General features: G+C 53.5%; 12 protein-coding genes. 6 read left to right on the top strand and 6 right to left on the bottom strand.

Annotated elements, in window-relative coordinates; genetic code table 11:
• Window positions 1-415: 415 nt before the first annotated feature.
• Genes COMA1_RS05250 through COMA1_RS05235 form a run of 4 tightly spaced genes read left to right on the top strand, consistent with a single transcriptional unit; the run spans window position 416 to window position 7,016 of the window.
• Window positions 416-2,122: an NADH-quinone oxidoreductase subunit 5 family protein gene (locus COMA1_RS05250; RefSeq protein WP_090744776.1), complete on the top strand. Its 1,707-nt coding sequence runs from the start codon at window positions 416-418 to the stop codon at window positions 2,120-2,122.
• Window positions 2,119-3,417, top strand: a complete 1,299-nt coding sequence (locus COMA1_RS05245; RefSeq protein ID WP_141654228.1) for a proton-conducting transporter transmembrane domain-containing protein — start codon at window positions 2,119-2,121, stop codon at window positions 3,415-3,417. The genes COMA1_RS05250 and COMA1_RS05245 overlap by 4 nt, the downstream gene beginning before the upstream one ends.
• A complete protein-coding gene (locus tag COMA1_RS05240) occupies window positions 3,405-6,641 on the top strand; it encodes a DUF2309 domain-containing protein (protein WP_090744771.1) in 3,237 nt (1,078 codons plus the stop codon). The genes COMA1_RS05245 and COMA1_RS05240 overlap by 13 nt, the downstream gene beginning before the upstream one ends.
• A 30-nt stretch (window positions 6,642-6,671) precedes the next feature.
• On the top strand, window positions 6,672-7,016 hold the full coding sequence (locus COMA1_RS05235; RefSeq protein WP_090744768.1) for a P-II family nitrogen regulator: 345 nt from the start codon (window positions 6,672-6,674) through the stop codon (window positions 7,014-7,016).
• A 197-nt stretch (window positions 7,017-7,213) separates the two neighbouring features.
• Here the strand turns inward: COMA1_RS05235 and COMA1_RS05230 are convergent, their stop codons facing one another.
• The 4 genes from COMA1_RS05230 to COMA1_RS05215 all read right to left on the bottom strand — a co-directional run bounded on the left by COMA1_RS05230 (window position 7,214) and on the right by COMA1_RS05215 (window position 13,766).
• Entirely contained in the window at window positions 7,214-8,596 is a 1,383-nt protein-coding gene (locus COMA1_RS05230; protein WP_090744765.1) for a sigma-54-dependent transcriptional regulator, read from the bottom strand.
• Window positions 8,597-8,599: 3 nt separating this feature from the next.
• Complete coding sequence (locus COMA1_RS05225) at window positions 8,600-10,525, bottom strand: ATP-binding protein (protein WP_090744762.1); 1,926 nt, start codon at window positions 10,523-10,525, stop codon at window positions 8,600-8,602.
• A 98-nt stretch (window positions 10,526-10,623) separates the two neighbouring features.
• The gene (locus COMA1_RS05220; protein WP_090744758.1) at window positions 10,624-11,895 is read right to left on the bottom strand and encodes a sigma-54-dependent transcriptional regulator; all 1,272 of its coding nucleotides are present in this window, start codon (window positions 11,893-11,895) and stop codon (window positions 10,624-10,626) included.
• 110 nt (window positions 11,896-12,005) lie between these two features.
• Window positions 12,006-13,766, bottom strand: coding sequence for a SulP family inorganic anion transporter (locus tag COMA1_RS05215; protein ID WP_090744755.1), 1,761 nt, complete (start codon window positions 13,764-13,766; stop codon window positions 12,006-12,008).
• 1,075 nt (window positions 13,767-14,841) lie between these two features.
• Between COMA1_RS05215 and COMA1_RS05210 the strand changes: the two genes are divergently transcribed.
• Window positions 14,842-15,510 (top strand): hypothetical protein, encoded by a 669-nt coding sequence (locus tag COMA1_RS05210; RefSeq protein ID WP_141654227.1) that lies wholly within the window; start codon window positions 14,842-14,844, stop codon window positions 15,508-15,510.
• A 187-nt stretch (window positions 15,511-15,697) separates the two neighbouring features.
• Window positions 15,698-16,003 (top strand): PG0541 family transporter-associated protein, encoded by a 306-nt coding sequence (locus tag COMA1_RS05205; protein ID WP_090744750.1) that lies wholly within the window; start codon window positions 15,698-15,700, stop codon window positions 16,001-16,003.
• 780 nt (window positions 16,004-16,783) lie between these two features.
• On the opposite strand, the gene COMA1_RS05200 is transcribed toward COMA1_RS05205, so the two are convergent.
• The gene (locus COMA1_RS05200) at window positions 16,784-17,371 is read right to left on the bottom strand and encodes a Tll0287-like domain-containing protein (protein ID WP_090744747.1); all 588 of its coding nucleotides are present in this window, start codon (window positions 17,369-17,371) and stop codon (window positions 16,784-16,786) included.
• Between the two features lie 143 nt (window positions 17,372-17,514).
• Complete coding sequence (locus COMA1_RS05195) at window positions 17,515-19,167, bottom strand: efflux transporter outer membrane subunit (RefSeq protein WP_090744744.1); 1,653 nt, start codon at window positions 19,165-19,167, stop codon at window positions 17,515-17,517.
• Window positions 19,168-19,178 lie beyond the last annotated feature (11 nt).

Here is a 19,178-nt window from a genome sequence, read left to right as displayed (position 1 = left end):
GTACGTCGAAGGTCTAGAGGGCGAGCCCGTCGGCCGCAGGCTTGTCGCAACAGCGGATCGGTGGTTGCCGCAGAAGAGTCATGAATAATGCGGGCTAGGTCTTTTGTCTGTTCCATGAATGAGTACTGAGTCTTTCGGCCCTACTTACCGGACAAGGAAGGGCTGAACGACCATTTCGAACTTGACGCTATACGTTGCCCCATATTATTGATGAAGCTACATTTTTGTCACAAGGCAGTGTTGCTTCTCTCACGATTGTGTGTGGAGAGGTAAGACGGCTTTTTTTGTCGGAGGCCGTAGGGCGACCAGCAGTTCATTTTGAAAGGCCGGTCGCAGTACAAGCCAACTGCTTGGGTCGACCATTGGTCGACACAGGACGGTTGGCTTTTGTGTTTTCTGAGGTAATACTGAACTGATGTGGGCTGCTCTACTGATCCCCTTGCTTCCCCTCGTCTCGGCGCTGATCGTGGTCTGTGCGGAAGACTCGACCCGTTATGCGCACGCCAAGATTGCTGCGATTTTGATGGGGGCCGCTTGCCTGGGAGCCGCGACCACCCTGTATGCCGTGACGGTCTCGGGGCCGATTACTCTCCAATTCTATAACCCTGCCACGGTTGCGTCCCTCACGATCCCCATCGGGTTTTACATCGACCGGCTCAGCGGCGTCATGATGACACTGATTTCCGCCGTCAGCCTGATCATCTATACCTACTCCGTGAATTACATGTATCAGGACCGCCATTACCGCCGGTATCTGACACTGATTTGCCTCACGGACTTCGTGCTGCTCTGCATGGTCTCCAGCGCGAATCTCATGATGCTGTTTTTGTTCTGGCAACTGCTCAGTTACTTACTCTACATCCTCGCGCACAACCATAGTCATAATCAGACACTGGACGGCGCCTACAAGACGTTCACCGTACTGCGCGTGGCCGATATGGCCTTTCTCATGGGAATTATCCTTACCTACCAGGTGTACGGAACGCTTGAGATTCCCGAGTTGTTCGCCCGCGCGACGGCCTCCGCCCACACCGTTGCGCTCTGGCCCGGTATGGACATCGACGCCGCCACCGCCATTACCTTGCTGATGTTCATTGGCGCGATGGGGAAATCCGCACAGTTTCCCCTTCACCTGTGGTTACCGAGTTCGCTCTTTGCGCCGACACCCGTACACGGCTTGCTCCATGCCGGCATCATCAATGCCGGCGGGTTCCTGATCAATCGCATGGCACCACTCTTCGGCATGAGTTCGGTCACTTTGCACGTCGCCTTGGTGGTTGGAACGGTGACCGCGGTGCTGGGGGCCTCCATGATGCTGGTGCAGAGCGACATCAAGAAGACGTTGGGACTGTCGACGATCGGTCAGATGGGGTACATGATTATGGAGTGCGGGCTCGGCGCATTTTCACTGGCGGTCTTCCATCTGATCGCACATGGTCTTTTTAAGGCCACGGTCTTTCTCAATTGTGGAAACGTGATTCAAAAGGCCAGGGTTGAGCCACATTTCCCCCATACAACCCATACCCATCACGAGGAGGAAGAACTGTCAAACCTCACCTGGTCGACGGGAGTTCTGACGAGCTTGGTGATCCCCTTGCTCATTCTCCTGGTAACCCACGGGGTGTTGCACATTCCCTTATTGGAGTCTCATGGGACCGTCATCATTCTCTTCTTCATTTGGATCACCTCCTCGCAAGCCATTCTGACACTCACACGATTGCGCGCAGTTGCATCGTGGAAAGTATCGTCCACCATGCTGGTGATACTGCTCTTCGTCGTCTTCATCTATCTATTTGCTGTGGAATCGTTCACCGCATTCCTCTATCCCAATCCCAGCGAAGTTGCCTCTTATTACAAGGCTGCCGACCTTCCCGACTGGCTGTTCGACCTGCTTCTCGTAGGGGCGACCGGCCTCACCGTGCTCGGCTGGGTCTATTTGTACTTGAAGGCCCATGGACGAAGCGTGTGGCTACCGGCTTGGGTCGACAGGATTCGTCATTGGATATATGTGGCGCTCATCAACAGGCTGTATGCCGACGACTGTTACGGTCGTCTCGGACAAGTCATCTTGCGGTTCGTCCACTGGGTCGACAAACAAGAAGAAGGGTGGTCGCGGCGATGACGAGTGCGGTTCTTTTTTCTTGGCTTGCCACCTGCATTCCGCTCATCGGCGCCTTGGCCGGTCGGCTGCTCTGGGAAGACGTGCCACAGCTGAAGAAATCATGCATCATCTGGTCCCTCATCACGGTAGCCCCGATTCTAAAACTTAAAACGAACTTACCGGAAGGCGCCTTACTCCTTGGTCTGCTCCCGGTCGTGGCCATGATCTCCATCTTGGGGCAGCCGGTCCAGAAGGACCACCGTCTGTCCTGGCTGATGACCTTGATCTGTCTCGGACTGGGAATCGGTGTCATCGCCCATCCGGCTCCCTTGAGTCAGCTGTTCCTCTTGGCATTATTGGTGACCATGGCCGGCCTTTTGATGCGTTACCATACGATCTTGTGGCCGATTTCATGGTGGGGGATCAGCCTGTTTTATCTCACTGCACTTGGAGTGGTCGTCACACTGACGAACCCTTCGCTTTCGTCGTTTGGTGCCTTGATGACGGCGGCAGTACTGATCCCGCTCCTGCCGTTCCATATCGGCTACTTGACGGCGCTCACCAGACTGCCCGGCAATCTTCCCTCTTTCTCGGCATTTCTTCTTCCCGCCGTCGGCCTGCACGTCATGGCCTCAGCCCTTCAGACCGTACCCACGGCGGTCACCGGTATTGTCGGCCTCCTTGCGTTGATCGGAGGGCTGTATGGCGCCGTCAAGGCCCTGGCACAAACTCGTATTCGGCTCATGCTGTCTTATTCCAGTCTCTCCTTCTTTTCCATGCTCTGGTGGCATACCGCAGCATCGAGCCTGGCGACGTCTCGCGCCGCCGTCTTCGTCGCATCCATCGGCCTTGCTACGTGCGGACTACTGATTGCCTGGCAAATCATTCGGACGCGATACGGCGACGACGTCGATCCGTCCTCGATCAGCGGATTGGCCTCCTCGATGCCGCGCTATGCCGTCCTGTTGTCTCTTTTGGCACTGGCCGCGATGGGGCTTCCCCCCTTCGGCGTCTTCGCCGGATTGATGGGATTACTGCTCCACTCACCTATTCCCTCACTCATCGGCCTGATGATCATGTTGTCGGCCTGGCTGGCAGCTTCCTGGTATCTCCTGAGTGCGGTGCAACGATTGTTGTTCGGGACCAGGCGAGGTGATCTTCGATATCGTGATGTGGTGCAACAAGAATGGGCTGCACTAACCATGACGATCGTCATCCTCACCGTGTTGGGACTTGCCCCCATTGAGTGGTGGACGTCGACGGCAACTCAGTCGATGGCTGGAACTTTCTCGCGAGCGATTCCATGGCACCAGTGAATGAATCGATGGATCTTGAGTCGAAACGGATGGAACTCCGCGGCATCGTCCGCCTTGCGGGCGAAATCATCGCGCAATACTGGCCGATGCGGACATTCGTCCACCACAATCCGTTGCATAGCCTGGAATACCTCCCCTTCGAAGAAACGGTCCGGCGCGGCAAGCAGTTCTTGAATGGGGACGGCTATCTCCCAAGCAACCTCTATCGTGCCTACGTCACATCCGGTCGCATTCGGGTGGAGCACCTGGACGCGGCCTTGCAGCCGCTGGCAAGCGATCGAACGATCGTCCTGGGATCTCGATCAATAACCCACGGAGAAGTCTTGCGGGCTTGCCTGACGGAAGGGATCTGTTCCTCGGTGCGAGAACCACTCGACGATCAGCTGGAAGATTCTGACCGGGATCTAATTGAGCGGATTGCTGGGAAGCTGGAGCATGTCCTTGAGACTCCTTCCCTTGACGATCGCGTGAAAAAAATCGTGGAGACCAACCATTCCGCGCTCTGCCGGTGGCTCACCCTGTCTCACTGGTGTGACGACACCCTTGGCACCTCAATCGTCCAAACCATCAATGATCAAATGATCAAGTGGTGCTCGGCCTTTCTTGACGAAGGGCATGCCGCGTGGGCCATGTCCGACCGTGACGAGGGACTGTACCAGTCGTGGAAACGCCTGGCCGCTCAAGAATGGTCACTCATCGGGATTACCAACAGTCGACGCAAGATCGCAGCACTCCCGGATCATCCAGAAGACACTCTGCTGGAAAGCCTGGACCTGTTGGGCATTCCGATGGAACTGCGACAAGACTATTTATCGCTCCAGTTGACCGCCCTACCAGGGTGGGCCGGCTTTATCAAATGGCGAGGAGAAGAACGCGACTATCCCTGGCAGCAAGCCCACCCGGTCGGTCTTGTGAAGTTCCTCGCCATTCGCCTGTGGTATGCCCGTGAGCTCGTGCAGGCGGCCTGTCGAGAGTACTTGGATATTCAAGGACGATTCGACGAGATCGTCGCCTATATGCGTGACTATTCAGAGGAGTACTACTTGCGACGACAGCGGATCGCCGGCCATCTGCCCGCGCTCTACGCTGAAGAAGTCGATCGGCTTGCCCATCGGAAAGGACAAGGCTGGAACACGGTACTCACGCGCTATCGTACGGAGGTGGTTCCCAGGCACCAAGCCGCGCGTCGGCGTGGAAATGCTCGACGACTTCTCGCCCTGAGCCGATCTCTCGAGATTCTCGATGAACAACTGGTCGAGAGTGAACCACAGGCATTGAAACAGGTCATCGAATGGATCGAAGCTTTCCCCGAAGCGGACCATGGAATCGTTTGGCTGAAGGCCTTTGAAGCCGGCTATCATGCGCCATTGCTTGAACAACTCATTTCCGCGTCCAAACAGGAGCGCACGGAGAAGCCGACAACGCTTCCCCTTCGCCCCTATTCACAGTCCGTGTATTGCATCGATGTCCGATCCGAGCCATTTCGTCGTCACCTGGAGTCAATCGGCCCGCATGAGACCTATGGCTTCGCCGGCTTCTTTGCCGCCTTCATCCGGTACCGCGCCTGGGGAAAAGAGCATGAGACGGAACAGTTCCCCGTTATCATGCGAGCCAAGAACGAAGTCCGGGAGATCCCGCGAAGCTATCTGGATCACAAGGTCTCGCAACATCAGGTTTGGACGAAGTGGGTCCATGCGGGCCACACATTGCTGCACGACCTGAAGGAAAACGTCATTACCCCTTACGTCATGGTCGAGTCCATCGGCTGGTTTTACAGCCTTCCAATTTTCGGGAAGACTCTTCTTCCATTGCTCTATCGGCGTGTCACGAGATGGCTACAACGACAATTCGTGCCCTCCCTCCCGACCACCCTGACCGTCAACAAGTTGTCCCCGACGGATACCTCTGAGATGCTGACAGTCGAGCATCAAAAGCTGATACGGGTGGCGATTCAGGAGCGCCTTGGATTACGGAGTATTCATATCACCCCGTCGCTTATCGAAGGGCTTCGCCAGCGGGCCCTTCAAGCTGGAGGCGAGCAGGATCCCAGTTTCCTTGCCGAGGCAGAGGTCGCCGGCTTGAAGGCAGACGCGCTCGACACGTTTGTTCTGGTACTCCAACGAGAGTACGACGTGAACCCTCGTGCGTCCTCACGGCACAAGGAACGGCTGACCAGAACCGGCTTCACCCTGGAGGAGCAGACTTTGACCGTCGAGACCGCCTTGCGGATGATGGGACTGACAAAGAACTTTGCTCGGCTCATTCTGTTCTGTGCACATGGCAGCACATCGGACAATAATCCCTATGAGTCAGCGCTCGACTGTGGCGCGTGCGGAGGGAATGAAGGACAACCCAATGCCCGCGTCCTCGCCATGATGGCAAATCATGACAAGGTCCGTGCACGTTTACGGAAGGCCGGGCTTGATATCCCTTCCGACACACACTTCCTCGCCGGCCAGATGGATACCACCACAGACGCTGTCCGATTATTCGACCTCGAAGATGTGCCTCCGACCCATCGCGCCGACCTTGCGCGACTCCAGGAAGATCTCAGGGAGGCTGCGGAATTGGCGAGCCATGAGCGATGCGGACGATTCCCGGAGATTCAGCAGCCGCTGGACGAATCACAAGCCACCGCCCATGTGCGCCGGCGCAGTGTGGACTGGAGTCAAGTTCGCCCCGAGTGGGGGCTCTCCGGCAATACCACGTTCCTGATCGGTCGTCGCGAACTGACGAAAGGACTAGACTTCAATGGTCGGATGTTTCTGCACTCGTATGACTATCGAGAGGACCCGACGACTCGTTTCCTTGAGGTCTTGTTGACCGCTCCTCAGGTTGTTGCACAATGGATCAACATGGAACACTATTTCTCTGCCGTCGATAACGAAGTGTACGGCAGCGGCAGCAAGATCTATCACAATGTGGTTGGACGGTTCGGCATCATGTCCGGCCCCTGGAGTGATCTTCGACTCGGATTGGCGCGACAAACCGTGATGAACGGGGAGATGCCGTACCACGAGCCGATGCGGTTACTGACAATCGTCGAAGCGCCTCGGCGCGGAATCGAAAAACTGATTGCCCGGCATGAAGTTCTTCAGCATTATTATCACAACGAATGGGTTCACCTGATCGTCCTCGACCCAGAGGGTGGAGACTGGTATCGCTATCGACCAAACGGGGAATGGGTTCGGATCGTGCAGGAAGAATCGGTGGTGACATCGTGATCACATTGGAGACCGGAAAGGAGTAGATCGATGGGCGGGCTACGTTTGCATCCGATGAAAGAAATTCGTGTGATCATCGCGGGCGAACACCGGGCGTTCGTGACTGAACTACTGGATCGCGTGCATGCCAGCGGGTACACGATTATCGGCAATATCTCCGGCAAAGGACACCATGGGGTGCGGGAGGCGCATTTCATGTTCAGCGAGCAAGAAAGCCTCGAAATGATCCTGACGGTCGTCCCGGAAGAAAAGGTGGAACCCATCCTGGCCGGGCTGAAGCCCCTTTTCGAGCGGCACTCGGGCTTCATGTATGTCGCGGACGTCGCCGTGAGCAGACAAGAATATTTCGGCAAAAAGAAGTCGTCTCAGGCCTGATCGACAACGCGGGTTGGGTCGGCGCTGGATTAGTACTCGGTAATGAGTCAAGCGAAGGCTCCCCCGCCTTGGTGAGTGCCATCCGACGAGTCACCGATCGCTGTCGTTCGTTACGATCGCCCCCCCTGCATCAATCCCTTCACTCGCTCAAGCACATCACAGGCACAAAACTGATTGCGATATCCATGCGCTGCCGTTCAGTTGTATTTTTTCAACCGTCGATCTAACGAAAACCGTGTGAGCCCCAGCTGTTTGGCCGCGAGACTCTTGTTGTAGTCCGCTAGCCGTAAGGTTTCTTCGATAATCGACTCCTCGATTTGCTCAAGCGTTTGTTTCCCGACTTGCATTTCGATACGGATCAGTCGTTCTTGTCCGACCGATACGGAACTAGTCGTCTGTTTCACCGTGTCGTGCAATTCACGAGGGAGGTAATCGGCCGTCAATACATGCCCGGAGCAAAAGATCATGGCCCGTTCAATAATATTCTCGAGTTCCCGAATATTCCCCGGGTAGTGATAGCGCTCTAAAGTCAAACGTGTGTCAGCATCAAGCTCCGGAACCGGCTTACCAAACTCATGGGCAAACCGCACCATGGTCCGCTGGCAAAGGGGAATGATATCTTCGACTCGTTTACGAAGGGGCGGGATTTCAAATGTAACGACATTGAGTCGAAAGTAGAGATCTTCCCGAAACCGCCCATGTTCTACATCTTTTTTGATTTCTCGATTTGTCGCCGTAATTAGGCGGAAATCGACGCCCAGATCGTCGGTGCTTCCGAGCCTCCGAAACGAACGCTCCTGGATCACCCGCAGCAACTTGGCCTGCATCGACATATCCAAATCACCGATTTCATCGAGAAACAGGGTGCCGCCCTCCGCCTTTTCCAGGAGGCCTAATTTGCGCTGGTTGGCGCCCGTAAATGCCCCTCGCTCGTACCCGAATAACTCGCTTTCAAACAAATCCTTAGGAATGGCGGTGCAATTAACCCCTACAAAGGGACCGCCTGATCTCTGCCCATTGTGGTGGATGACTCTCGCCAGGAATTCTTTCCCTGTCCCTGTTTCACCCAGCAGCATGACAGAAGACTTAGGATTCTCGGCTACGCCTTGAACCTGCTCCAACAAGTGTTTCATCGCTGGGCTGTGCGCTTCGAGACTACTCAGATGAAACTGATTGGCCTGCCCGCTGAGCTCGGCTTCCAGACGACGCCGCAGCTGAAGCATATCGATCGCCCGACCGGTGACGGCATCGAGTCCTTCAAGATCGACTGTCTTGATCAGGAAGTCATACGCCCCCAACTTCATCGCGTCTACAGCGTCTTGCACCGATCCATAGGCCGTCAGCATGATCACCAGGGCCGCGGGAGCGAGGTGACGGACATGCTTGAGCGCTTCCAGGCCGCTCATGCCGGACATCTTGAGATCAAGAAGCACAAGATCGGGGTGCGTATGCTGGAGACCCTCCATCAAGGCCTCGCCGGATTCGTACCCGACGGCAGCATGGCCCTGTCTGGCCAGACGCTTGACGATCGCCGTGCGAATGACATGCTCATCGTCTGTCACAAATACTGTTGCACGCATTGATCAACCCTTCGCTGAGACCGGTTCTTGCTCGAGCGGCATCCAGATACCGAGAATTGTCCCTTTTCCTATCTCACTACTGGCGTAAATATCTCCCCCGTGTGCCTCTATGATATTTCTGCAAATTGCAAGCCCCAATCCGGTTCCAGTACGTTTCCCAGAAGTGACGAACGGCTGAAAGATCTGCCCAATCAGCTCCTGAGAAATTCCATGTCCGGCATCTTTTATTTGAATCATAATCCCTGGCCGTTCTTCTCGGAATAACTCATCCGCCGTGATTTGGATAGGAGGGCCTCCATCGGAGGTTGCCTCCAGTGCGTTGTGCACTACGTTCAGGAGTACTTGTCTCAGTTGGTCACGATCCGCATGAATTTCACTGATCATGGGTGAGAGGTTTGCCTTGACAGAGAGATGCTTCTGTTCCAATTGCAGCTTCAGCAGGTTTGCCACTTCATCGACCAGTTGGATGAGATCGACTCGGGTCGGAGTAATCCGGCGAACCCGGGCAAAATCCACGATTTCATTGACGATTCGATCCAACCGACGCGTTTCCGATAGGATCACCTCGACCTCTTTTCGCTTCGTGTCGGTAGGCTCGAAGTCATCCAACAACCCTTTGGCCGTCGAACCGATTCCGACCAATGGATTTCTAAGCTCATGGGCGATGCCTGCCGCAACCTGACCCAGTGTCGCTAAGTTTTCCGCCCGACTCAATCGCACCTGTAGACTTTCAAGGGTCGTAATATCAATATTGAAACCCACATAGACAATATCGGAAGAGTCCAAATCCATGATGGGAACATGTCGGCTGAGGATCTTGCGTACGTTGCCGTCTTCATGGACAAATCGGAAAATCGTTTCGCACGGTCGACCTTCCGCTACCGCCTGGGCAAAAGCCATCAGGACCTGACTGCGGTCGGCGGGATGAATGTGTTGAAGGAATGTGGTGGGCGCAACCTCCTTCTCAGGGTCAAGGCCTGCTAACTGCTGATTGTATCGATTGCTGAAGGTGACCTTCACGCCTTTCGTGATGACGATGCCGACGGGGGCGTGATCCACCAATCCTCGATACTTCGCTTCCGAGGCGGACAAGGATGCATTCAACTTCCTGAGTGAATACTCGGAGTGTTGGAGTTCTTCCACATCTTGACGAATCCGTTCGCTCATCACTCCCATAACCTTTGTCAGCTCCCCGATTTCGTCTCTGCGCTCTAGCGCGGGAATGTTGGGAATCGCTTCCCCCGTTTCCGAGCTCACGGCCTTAGATAGTTGGACGAGCGGAGCCACGATTGATTTGGCGATGGCGGCGAGGCCCAGAGTAATGAGCGCGAGGGTCACGACTCCACCGGTCAATATGATAAAGATAGTTCGGATCTGATCGTAGTTCAACGCAGACAGTTCCCGTTGCGTCGTTTGCTGTTCCATTTCCTCAAAGCGTCTCATCCAGGTGCGAATCTCAACCATGACTTCTCGACTTTTCCCCTCTTGAATATACCGAATAGCCTCTGCTGAGGATCCCGCCTTAATCGCCCCAACAAATTCTTCCTTTTCCTCAACCGATTTGGAGACCACTCTTTGCAGTTGCTTGAATTGCAGGTCTTCTTCTTCTGGAAGTTTGCCGACCAGTTCTCGTTCGAAAGCATAGAGAGTCGCTTGTCTTTGTTTAAATCCTTCGAAGTAGTTGTTGTCACGTGTGATTGCATATCCGAGAAATGCCGTCTCCAGATCGGCCACTGATCGCATGTACTCAGCCGCCGTCTTCTGAAGGAGATAGCGCTCGTTCAGGCGTTCTTCGTCGTGGAAAAACGTGAGAACGTCCATCGAGAGCATCGCGCCTAACAGGAGAAGGAAGAGCAACGGAACCGCAGGAATAAGAAGGAGCTTGGGAAGAATAGGAAGATTATTGAGGAACTTGTAAAGGATTTGCATGTGCGTGACTATTCTCCCGCCACGGGTTCATACGAAAGACCGTGCAACCAACCTTCTTGCAGGCACATATCCAGCGAAGCCTCGACAACCGTCAAAACCTAATAAGCACCAGGGAGGTCACCGGGAGTCAAGGTTCGACCGACAGACAACATCATTGCTCGTTCTATCATGTTTTGCAGTTCACGCACATTGCCAGGGAATTCATACTGCTGAAGGGTCTTACCGGCTCGAGGATCGATATCGGTAACCTCCTTTCCAAGCTCCACGCCATACTTCGTCATAAACAGCTTGGCGAGCGGTATGATGTCCTCTCTACGATTTCTGAGCTGCGGCACAACAAGCGGCACGACGTTGAGGCGATAGAAGAGATCCTCCCGAAATCGCCCTGCCGCAACTTCCGTCTTGAGATCACGATACGACGACGCAATCACACGAAAATCTCCCACGATATCCTCGGTTCCACCCAGTCTCCGATAGGATTGGTCCTGCACGATTCCAACAACTTTCCCCTGCATGGACAAGTCGAGATCGCCGATTTCATCAATAAACAGGGTGCCGGTATCCACCTGATCCAACAAGCCCAGCTTCCTCCGCTCTGCCCCGGCGAACGCCCCTCGTTCATATCCGAACAAGTCTCGCTCAAACCGCTGAGGAGAAAGCGTCGTACAGCTAATCTTCACGAACGGACCTTTCCCGCGTGCGCTGCTATGGTGAATGACCTTGGCCAAATACTCTTTTCCGGTTCCGGTCTCTCCCATTAACAGGACGGGCACATTGGGTAGTTGCACCAGGTGCTGTAGTTGCCCAACCATCGCCTTCATTGCGGGGCTTTCTGCAATGAGGTCACCGAGGTTGTATTGTTCAGCTTGATGTTGATGGTCATAGAACACCCGCCGCCGCAATTGAATATGTTCGACTGCCCGATTGACCACGCGTTCAACATCGTCCAAATCAATCGTCTTAATGAGAAAATCAAAGGCCCCGAGCTTCATGGCTTCGACGGCGTCCTCTACTGTTCCGTACGCTGTCAACAGGACTACGAGTGTCTCCCTCGTTTTTAATCGAAGCGCCTCTAGAACTTGGATGCCATCTAACCCAGGCATTTTGAGGTCCAGAAGGATCATGTCCGGGGGGTCATGCTCAACAGCGGCAAGGAGTTCCTCGCCGGATTGGAAGGCCCGTACCCGATGTTGCATACGAGATAGGAGTTTCTCCAGCGCAGCACGAAAGGCAGGCTGGTCATCGACAACGAAAATACTGGCCTGCATCAGGTGATGTTCCTTTTCCAGGGTAATCCGCTGGCGGAATATAATGCCTCGCGTGTCTCTCTCCTTCCCAAGACTGAGCGTTTCGAGTTTGGGTCGTGGCATCTCTCTGCTCAGCTAATTCCCAGGTCCCTAGCCGCATGGACATCCAATGAGTCGCTGGTTCTCCACCCAGTGCCCTAAGCCCGAACCATTTCAGAATCGCTCTCGTCGTCTCACACATACGCCATGCTGTCATGCATCTGCGTCACTCGATAGGCCAGTGCGTGTTTTGAATGGGCAACAAACCGTTCATTACCCAGAATAATGCACCTATGACCGGTCTGACGACAGCGCTCCCTGAAATAATGCACATACTCCATCGCCGTATGGTCGACGACATACCCTCGAAAGATAAGGAGAAACGTGTGTTGTGCCTGCGTCTGTGTCAAGAGAAGCTCAAGTCGCTCCTCAAGCTTCATGACGTTCATGCAGCTAACCGATGAAAGGTAAATCTTATACGGATGTTTCATATGCCCACCTGATTCCGTCACCACAAGCGTACTTTCCGGCCCCGCACGACCATCCCCGATTCGAATGACGGGATCACGGAACAGTTCCTTGATGGAACCCATGAGGGCAGATGGGAGGGATTCGTTCTGGACGGCGCGGAATCGTCGGTCCAGAGTCAACCCCACTAACACATCGCGACACAGAAGCATAATCTTCGCCGCAACTCCGAGTAGCACGCCCAACAAGAGGTTGGATGTGACGATGGTCCCTATCACGCAAGCCCCGGCAATCAGGATCTGCTCTCTCCCGATCGCCCACAAACGGAAGAAGACGATTGGAGCGCAGAGTCGCCAGCCAATGAAAATGAGTAAGGCGGCCAAGACCGTGACAGGAATCCGATTGATCAGTTCGGGCCCAATCCATAGGAACATTGCCATAAACCCGGCATAGTATGCGTTCGCCCACAACGTTCTTCCCCCAGCAAAGACGTTTGCCGTGCTTTTGATTCCACCGGGGATGATCATGAGTCCTCCGGCGAGCCCTGAAAGCATGGTAGATACGCCCACCGTACACAGAGTGGCATTAGGATTCGACCTCCTCTTGAAGGGATCAATCTTATCGATCGCACGAATCGTCGCAAGTGACTCAGTGGCATTGATCAGTGTCAGGATGATAACCGTTGTGAAGAGAGCAAACCATAATTCCGGCCGTGCCCACACAGCGGCGAATTGTGGAAACTGAACTCCTTGGGTCAAGATCTCATTCGGGACAGAGATCAGGTTCTCGTTAGGTATCTGCATCGCCGATCCAGCCACTACCCCCCATAAAACCACCAGCAGTGGGGATTGGGTCCTAACCCACGGATACTTATTGAAGAGGGAACTGTTGAGGAGGAAGAGAATAATGAGTCCGATGACTCCGATACTAGACACATGGACATTAAGGTCTGAGATTTGTTCAGGGAGACGATGGAGGGCTTCTGAAATGTCCCTCGTATAAGAAAAGCCTGAGTGCCCAAGGAGAGCAGGAGTTTGTTGGATGATAATGAGTATACCAATAGCCATTAACATCCCTTGCAGCACAGAACTCGGGAAATACATTGCTAGGCGACCGATGTCGAATCTACTCAGGAGGACCTGAATGGCTCCGGAGAGACAGACGGCCACAAGAAAGAGAGGATATCCCGCGTCCACATTTCCTTGCCCTAGGATAAATATTCCGGCCAGGGACGCAGGCGCTAGACCCACCGCTGGCCCACCAATCGTGATATACGTCCCTCCGAGCAACGGAAAGGCGAAGCCCGCAATGATGGCCGATATCATCGCTGCTACGGGTGGAGCTCCCGAAGCGAGTGCGATACCAAGTGATAGTGGTAAGGCCAGTAACGAGACCTGTAACCCCGCGAGAAGATCATAGCGCCAATATTTTAGGCCAGGAATCCCGTTTGGCGGTTTTTCGCTTCTCGGGTGTAGGGTCTTTTCCAATGGACTATTTCTCCCTTATATGAGGCAACACTTGGAGCTTCTCCACTCCGTCTGAGACTGTCCATTAATTTTGTAATAGAACTTGTGGATTTTCCTTTCACCGAAATTACAGCCCAGAGCCCACTCTCGCCACGAATGAGGACAGTCCCTCTCCCTCTCTTCTTAACAAAAGCATATGTAATGCCAGGGTCCACTATTCCAGCTCAAAGTGGACTACCTCCCTGATCCCATCGTTAGGTGCGCTCAATTCAGAAGGTCCGAGACGAATTCATGATCACCATGATGGTTTACGGATTCCATAACACCGTGGGCATCATTAATGTGCTAAAACGCACCGCGCCATGAGTGCGAATACGCTCGTAATGTGGTCCCGTCAAATGAGTCTGCTTGGGTCAATTTCAATAGACATAACAATTGTATACATTTTACGGTTCATCATAGGATGCTCGGCTTCAAGTATTCTACCTTCTCACGTAAGGTAATCCCCTAGTTCCATTGAAATATGCTCTGAGTACAGCAGGATTATCATCGGAATAAGCTGTATTTCTGCGGTTGCTGTATTGCAACACCCTCAATTTACCCTCGCTAGGGCCTCGATACGCCAGGCAGGTTTCCTGCTGCCGATGCTGAGTGAACTCTACTGAGATCACCCGTAAGCTCCTTTCCTTCTACACTCATTCCGATGATGCCGCCATTACTGTGCAGGCAGCGCACAAGGAGCTCGAACCTAACCGCATGAGGCAAGAATGCAATAAACAAAAGCATCTGACTGAGCGCATGCGCACTCAACGCACTGTGCACCTGACAGTTGGGACGCAATGATACTGATTGATTCGGGACATACTGATTCATCATCCATCGATATATCCAAACCTTTGTCATTCAAATCAGTATGATCGACGCGTAAAGACTATTCGGTTGAGCGGCTCACTTCTTGCTCCCTCTCAGTCAATACCGGGGCTCTCGAGAGAAAATAAAAGCAACTGGTCGTCCGACCTCCCGTGGCGGACGATCCCTCGAACAGAAATTCGTCTGTACTGTAGCAACGATTTTCTGAGGAAAGAGAGGGTTTATCATGTTACGCCTGGCGACTAGGACAGAACGGAGAGACCGAAGAACACAAGCGAGTTGCATAGGTGGGATTGCGTTGGTTCCCCTATTTCTCATGTTGAATGTCGTGCTGGGTTGTGCGGCTGTGCTCACACCGATGACGCCGGGGACGAACGATTCACTAAGACCTGACGAGGGTTTGGTACTTGGCCGTATCCACATCACCGACAGTAATGGCGACGCGTTCACGTCTCCAAGGCAACTGTTTCGTACTTCATTCCACATGCAGTGGCGACTGAAGGATCAGAAGTCGGGAAAGGAATTCGTAATCGATTCTCTCCCCAAGGACGGACCCTTCGCGGTGAAATTGCCAACCGGTTCTTACGAGCTCACAGCGTTGAGCTTCGATACGGCATTGGGGATCTGGCAAGCAGCGTTACCAGCGACGTTTACTGTCAGTTCGCAAGCCTGTACTTACCTTGGGATGTGGGAACTCCGTACGAAAGCGGGCTTCTTTGATGGATCCATTGTTCGCCATGTCATTGATCAGCACGCCCTTGCCGAGAACGATCTTCAAACCTTCGTGAGTGATCGACTAGTGCATCCAATGGTGACGGAGCTGAGTTCATCCACAACGAGCCCGTTGTTATTAACGTTTAGAACGCAAGGAACGGAATTGACCTCACCACCATAATGGAATGTAGGATTTCAGCAAGCTCCGTTCTCGCGTTGATGAGCGTACAGATATGATGAAAAGAGGTGTGGTGCCCTGGGTGTGTCTGAATCTAAATTTCCAATTGCTTCAGATTTCACGGCGAGGTTGGCCTATTGATTGGAGCAAATCATAACGGAATTCACTTTCTAGAGGATAAGGACTATTTATGGTTGCACTATTAATCGTGTATCGTTCATCAATGACGGGTGATCTCGAAGAAATGATGCGTAAAAGTGGTATTGATCATTATACTGTTATCGAGAATGCTACGGGAAAAGGAGAGACCGGAAATGTAGTCGGGTCATTCTTCTATCCCGGAAGAAACTCCATCATCTTTGCCGTACTCCCAGATACGCAAGTTGACCAAACCATCAGCGACTTGAAGACGTTTCACGCAGAGCGGCTACAGAATACACAAGGGCGACCGATCCCCTTCAAACTGTTTTCCTTTCCTTGTCGGGAAGTGATTTGATGCCCATGGGGATTGATCTCTGATGGTAACTTTCCGCTCGCCGGTATTCCCGTGGAGGCATTACTGGGCTGATCGGGTTAATGGCCTTGCCGCCAGACAGCCTAGATCGGCAATGAGCGAAGTGGTTGTGCTCCCGGCCACTCTGCTGGCTTTACCACACCCTAACAAACTTCATTAGGCGCGTATCAACTCAGAAGCGCCCCTAGTGTCAGCCAGCCCCCGTGCTTATTTGCCAAATGGATGAATGGCTTCTTCACCAGGGTGGTCGGTTAGGCCTCGGCCCCGAACTACCTGGTGTCGGGTACGGCTCGTCGTGATCTCTAGCGTATCAGTGAGATCTCTGTTCCTTCGTGGAGGGAACGCTACATCTACTGCCGATGTGACAAACGGTGGGCTGCTGGTCGGTGATTATTCAACGTTCGTTTGCCTGCCAATGTTCTAACCTGCATTCATATCTAAATCTGGTAACGATCAGCAGATGACGAATCCCGATTTTGTCGTTGAGATCAAATTGCCATTGACGCACGACGCATTTCAAACAAAAATAGGGAGGCACTCCGCACATCATTCATCAATATATAATGCAAACTCGCTTAGGGGACACGCGGACTACTGAGGATTCTTGGATACACCATGATGCCATGACCGAGTCATTGGATCTGATTACTGGAATTCGAACCCTCACTTGTTCAAGGGGATCGAATTAGCGGAGGGTATCGCAGGCTTGGTTCACTTGAAAACCGACAATGCGGCACCCCCGCCAGGATTCTCCAGGGTGATTTACCGACTGCCCACTGGAAACTCGATGACTAAGCCACCCATCACGTCACCAATTTGGTAATCCTTTTTCGGACTATCCGGATGGCTGTTATGACAGGCCACACAGGTTGGACTGAGCGCGATATCGGCATAAATGGCGCGAAAATATGACTGACCATCGATCTTGACGGTACGTGTAACCGGACGTTCTGGTTTGGCCCTGACGGTTTCCAGACTGGTCTTATCGATCTGGTCACGGGGACTATTTTTCCGATTAATCGGCCACAGACTGATCAATTGGTATCGAAGTCCCGTGGATTGAGTCGTGAACATTTGGCTGGTCTCATTCACGATCTGAACAGGCAATGGGATGGCTTTTTTCTGATCGCGCCATTCACCACTTGCCTTGGCTGCGTCCTGCTCCTCCAGGGAGGCCACGACATGAGCCGTGTAGAACGCCCGATGGCTTTCCACAACTGCATGAATATAGTCTGCAACCACTTCCGGAGACAAACCACGTATGTCCGCCGCCCATCCCTGCATCGGAAACCAAGACGGGACAATAAGCGGGATCACGACAAGCCCCACAAGCCATTTCATCTTCGTCATGTTACTCGTTTCTCCCAGACTTCACGTATGTGGTTGCCTGCGACATACGTGCACCACAGCTTTGTCCGGGTGTGAAATAGTCCCCTTTCCGAATCTCGGCCTCATGACCAGGCCACCAGTTATCACATAACACGATAGTGCATTCACGGCTTGCTCCCGGATGTCGTCGGAGCCTTGGGAGCTGTCAGATCGTTGTAGGGCTTCGCCGCTTCACCAACATTGACGTCGATCCCCCCCACTGGATTGGGCTTATCGAGGTCGGAGTATTGGAGCAGGCCAAACGGCTGAATCTGGTCATCAGTCGGTAATTGATTTCGATTCCATCCGCCGCCAAACGCACGGACGAGCTCAACGGATGACTTCAGCAGTTCCGTTTTAACCTCAACCGAGCTGATACGAGCCTCCAGCGTGGCAAGCTGGGCATAAATCACTTCTAAACTGTTGGCCAAGCCGCCACGATAGAGCTGCATCGTAAGATTTTGCGTTTTGAAATTCGCCCCGACGGCTGCATCTTGCCGATCTGCTGCCACCGTTAATCGGTTCGTCATAGTCAAGTTGTTCGCAACCTCCCGAAAGGCCTTTAGGACGGTCATGCGGTACAGATCTTCTGTTTCACGATAGGCAGACCAAGACTGTTGCAATTGGGCTCGACGATACCCACTCTGGAATAGTGGCAACTCAAAGGCCGCCCCATATGACCAGAAACTGTTGGCAATTTTAATGAGGTCTAGGCCCTTCTCTTCAAATCCCCCGCTGAGCCTGAACGAAACATTTGGGAAAAAAGCCGCTCTCGCAATCCCAATGACGCGGTTCGCTTCCGCCATGCGCCGCTCCATCATGGCTACATCCGGCCGGCGCTCCAGCAAGGTAGCTGGGAGCGTGGTGGGTATGCCGAATTTGGCAACTCGAAGTTCATCCAATGGTTCGAGCTTGAAGCTATCCGGCGTCAAGTTGATCAAAACGGCGATGGCTTGTTCGGCGATTTGGCGTTGGCCTTCGATTCTCGCCAATCGCGACTCTGTTCCGTAGAGCAATGACTCGACACGAGCCACATCAAGTGCCGAGGCAATCTTGCCGGCAAACTGGGTCTTGACGACATTGAGCGTGTCTTTATAGAGATCAATGGACTGCTTGTAAATTGCCGTCTGTGCATCGAAGCCACGGACCGTAAAGTAATTTGCCGCTATCTCGGCCTGCAGACTGAGCCTAGCAAGGCCATATTCCGCCGCGCGCTCTTCTGCGCGGTAGATCTCTGCCTGAGCGGCATTCCGGAGGCGCGACCAAAAATCAGGTTCCCAGGACGCGATGCCTCCTGGTTCCACGGTGCTGGATTGAAGTGGACTGTTCTCTGGACGGAATAACCGATCGAACGATTGCCTATTGTGAGAAGCCCCCATCTCAAGGCCGAGCCGTGGGAAATACTCGGACCTCGCCGCCATCATAATATCCCGAGCTTGGACAAACCGTTCGGCGGCTGCCTGCAGATCAGGGTTGGCCGCCAGGGCCTGGTCAATGAGCCGATCGAGCACCGGATCGTCGTACAGTTTCCACCAATCCGGACGAAGTGCTTCATCGGACGGTTTGGCTACGACAAAGGGACTCGCCCCCTGCCAAGAATCCGGAACGACGTATTGAGGCGGCTCATACTTCGGCGCAAGGTTGACGGCCGGAAACCAGCCACAGGCTGGCAGACTCAAGATCGCCAGCAGGACAGTACTGCTCCCAAACCAAGAAAGAACTACGCGCGTCAGGGTCTGTTCGTTGGCAAACGGATGGCGATAACTTTGATTTTTCATAAGATAACTGC

This window comes from Candidatus Nitrospira nitrosa (assembly GCF_001458735.1).
In the GTDB taxonomy this organism is placed as follows: domain Bacteria; phylum Nitrospirota; class Nitrospiria; order Nitrospirales; family Nitrospiraceae; genus Nitrospira_D; species Nitrospira_D nitrosa.
This window is presented reverse-complemented; position numbering and strand designations above follow the sequence as displayed.

Coding starts and splice junctions, on each gene's coding strand:
- COMA1_RS05245 (WP_141654228.1), top strand. CDS start 2,119: ATGACGAGTGCGGTTCTTTTTTCTTGGCTTGCCACCTGCATTCCGCTC.
- COMA1_RS05200 (WP_090744747.1), bottom strand. CDS start 17,371: ATGACGAAGATGAAATGGCTTGTGGGGCTTGTCGTGATCCCGCTTATT.
- COMA1_RS05205 (WP_090744750.1), top strand. CDS start 15,698: ATGGTTGCACTATTAATCGTGTATCGTTCATCAATGACGGGTGATCTC.
- COMA1_RS05230 (WP_090744765.1), bottom strand. CDS start 8,596: ATGCGTGCAACAGTATTTGTGACAGACGATGAGCATGTCATTCGCACG.
- COMA1_RS05225 (WP_090744762.1), bottom strand. CDS start 10,525: ATGCAAATCCTTTACAAGTTCCTCAATAATCTTCCTATTCTTCCCAAG.
- COMA1_RS05250 (WP_090744776.1), top strand. CDS start 416: ATGTGGGCTGCTCTACTGATCCCCTTGCTTCCCCTCGTCTCGGCGCTG.
- COMA1_RS05220 (WP_090744758.1), bottom strand. CDS start 11,895: ATGCCACGACCCAAACTCGAAACGCTCAGTCTTGGGAAGGAGAGAGAC.
- COMA1_RS05210 (WP_141654227.1), top strand. CDS start 14,842: ATGTTACGCCTGGCGACTAGGACAGAACGGAGAGACCGAAGAACACAA.
- COMA1_RS05240 (WP_090744771.1), top strand. CDS start 3,405: ATGGCACCAGTGAATGAATCGATGGATCTTGAGTCGAAACGGATGGAA.
- COMA1_RS05235 (WP_090744768.1), top strand. CDS start 6,672: ATGGGCGGGCTACGTTTGCATCCGATGAAAGAAATTCGTGTGATCATC.
- COMA1_RS05195 (WP_090744744.1), bottom strand. CDS start 19,167: ATGAAAAATCAAAGTTATCGCCATCCGTTTGCCAACGAACAGACCCTG.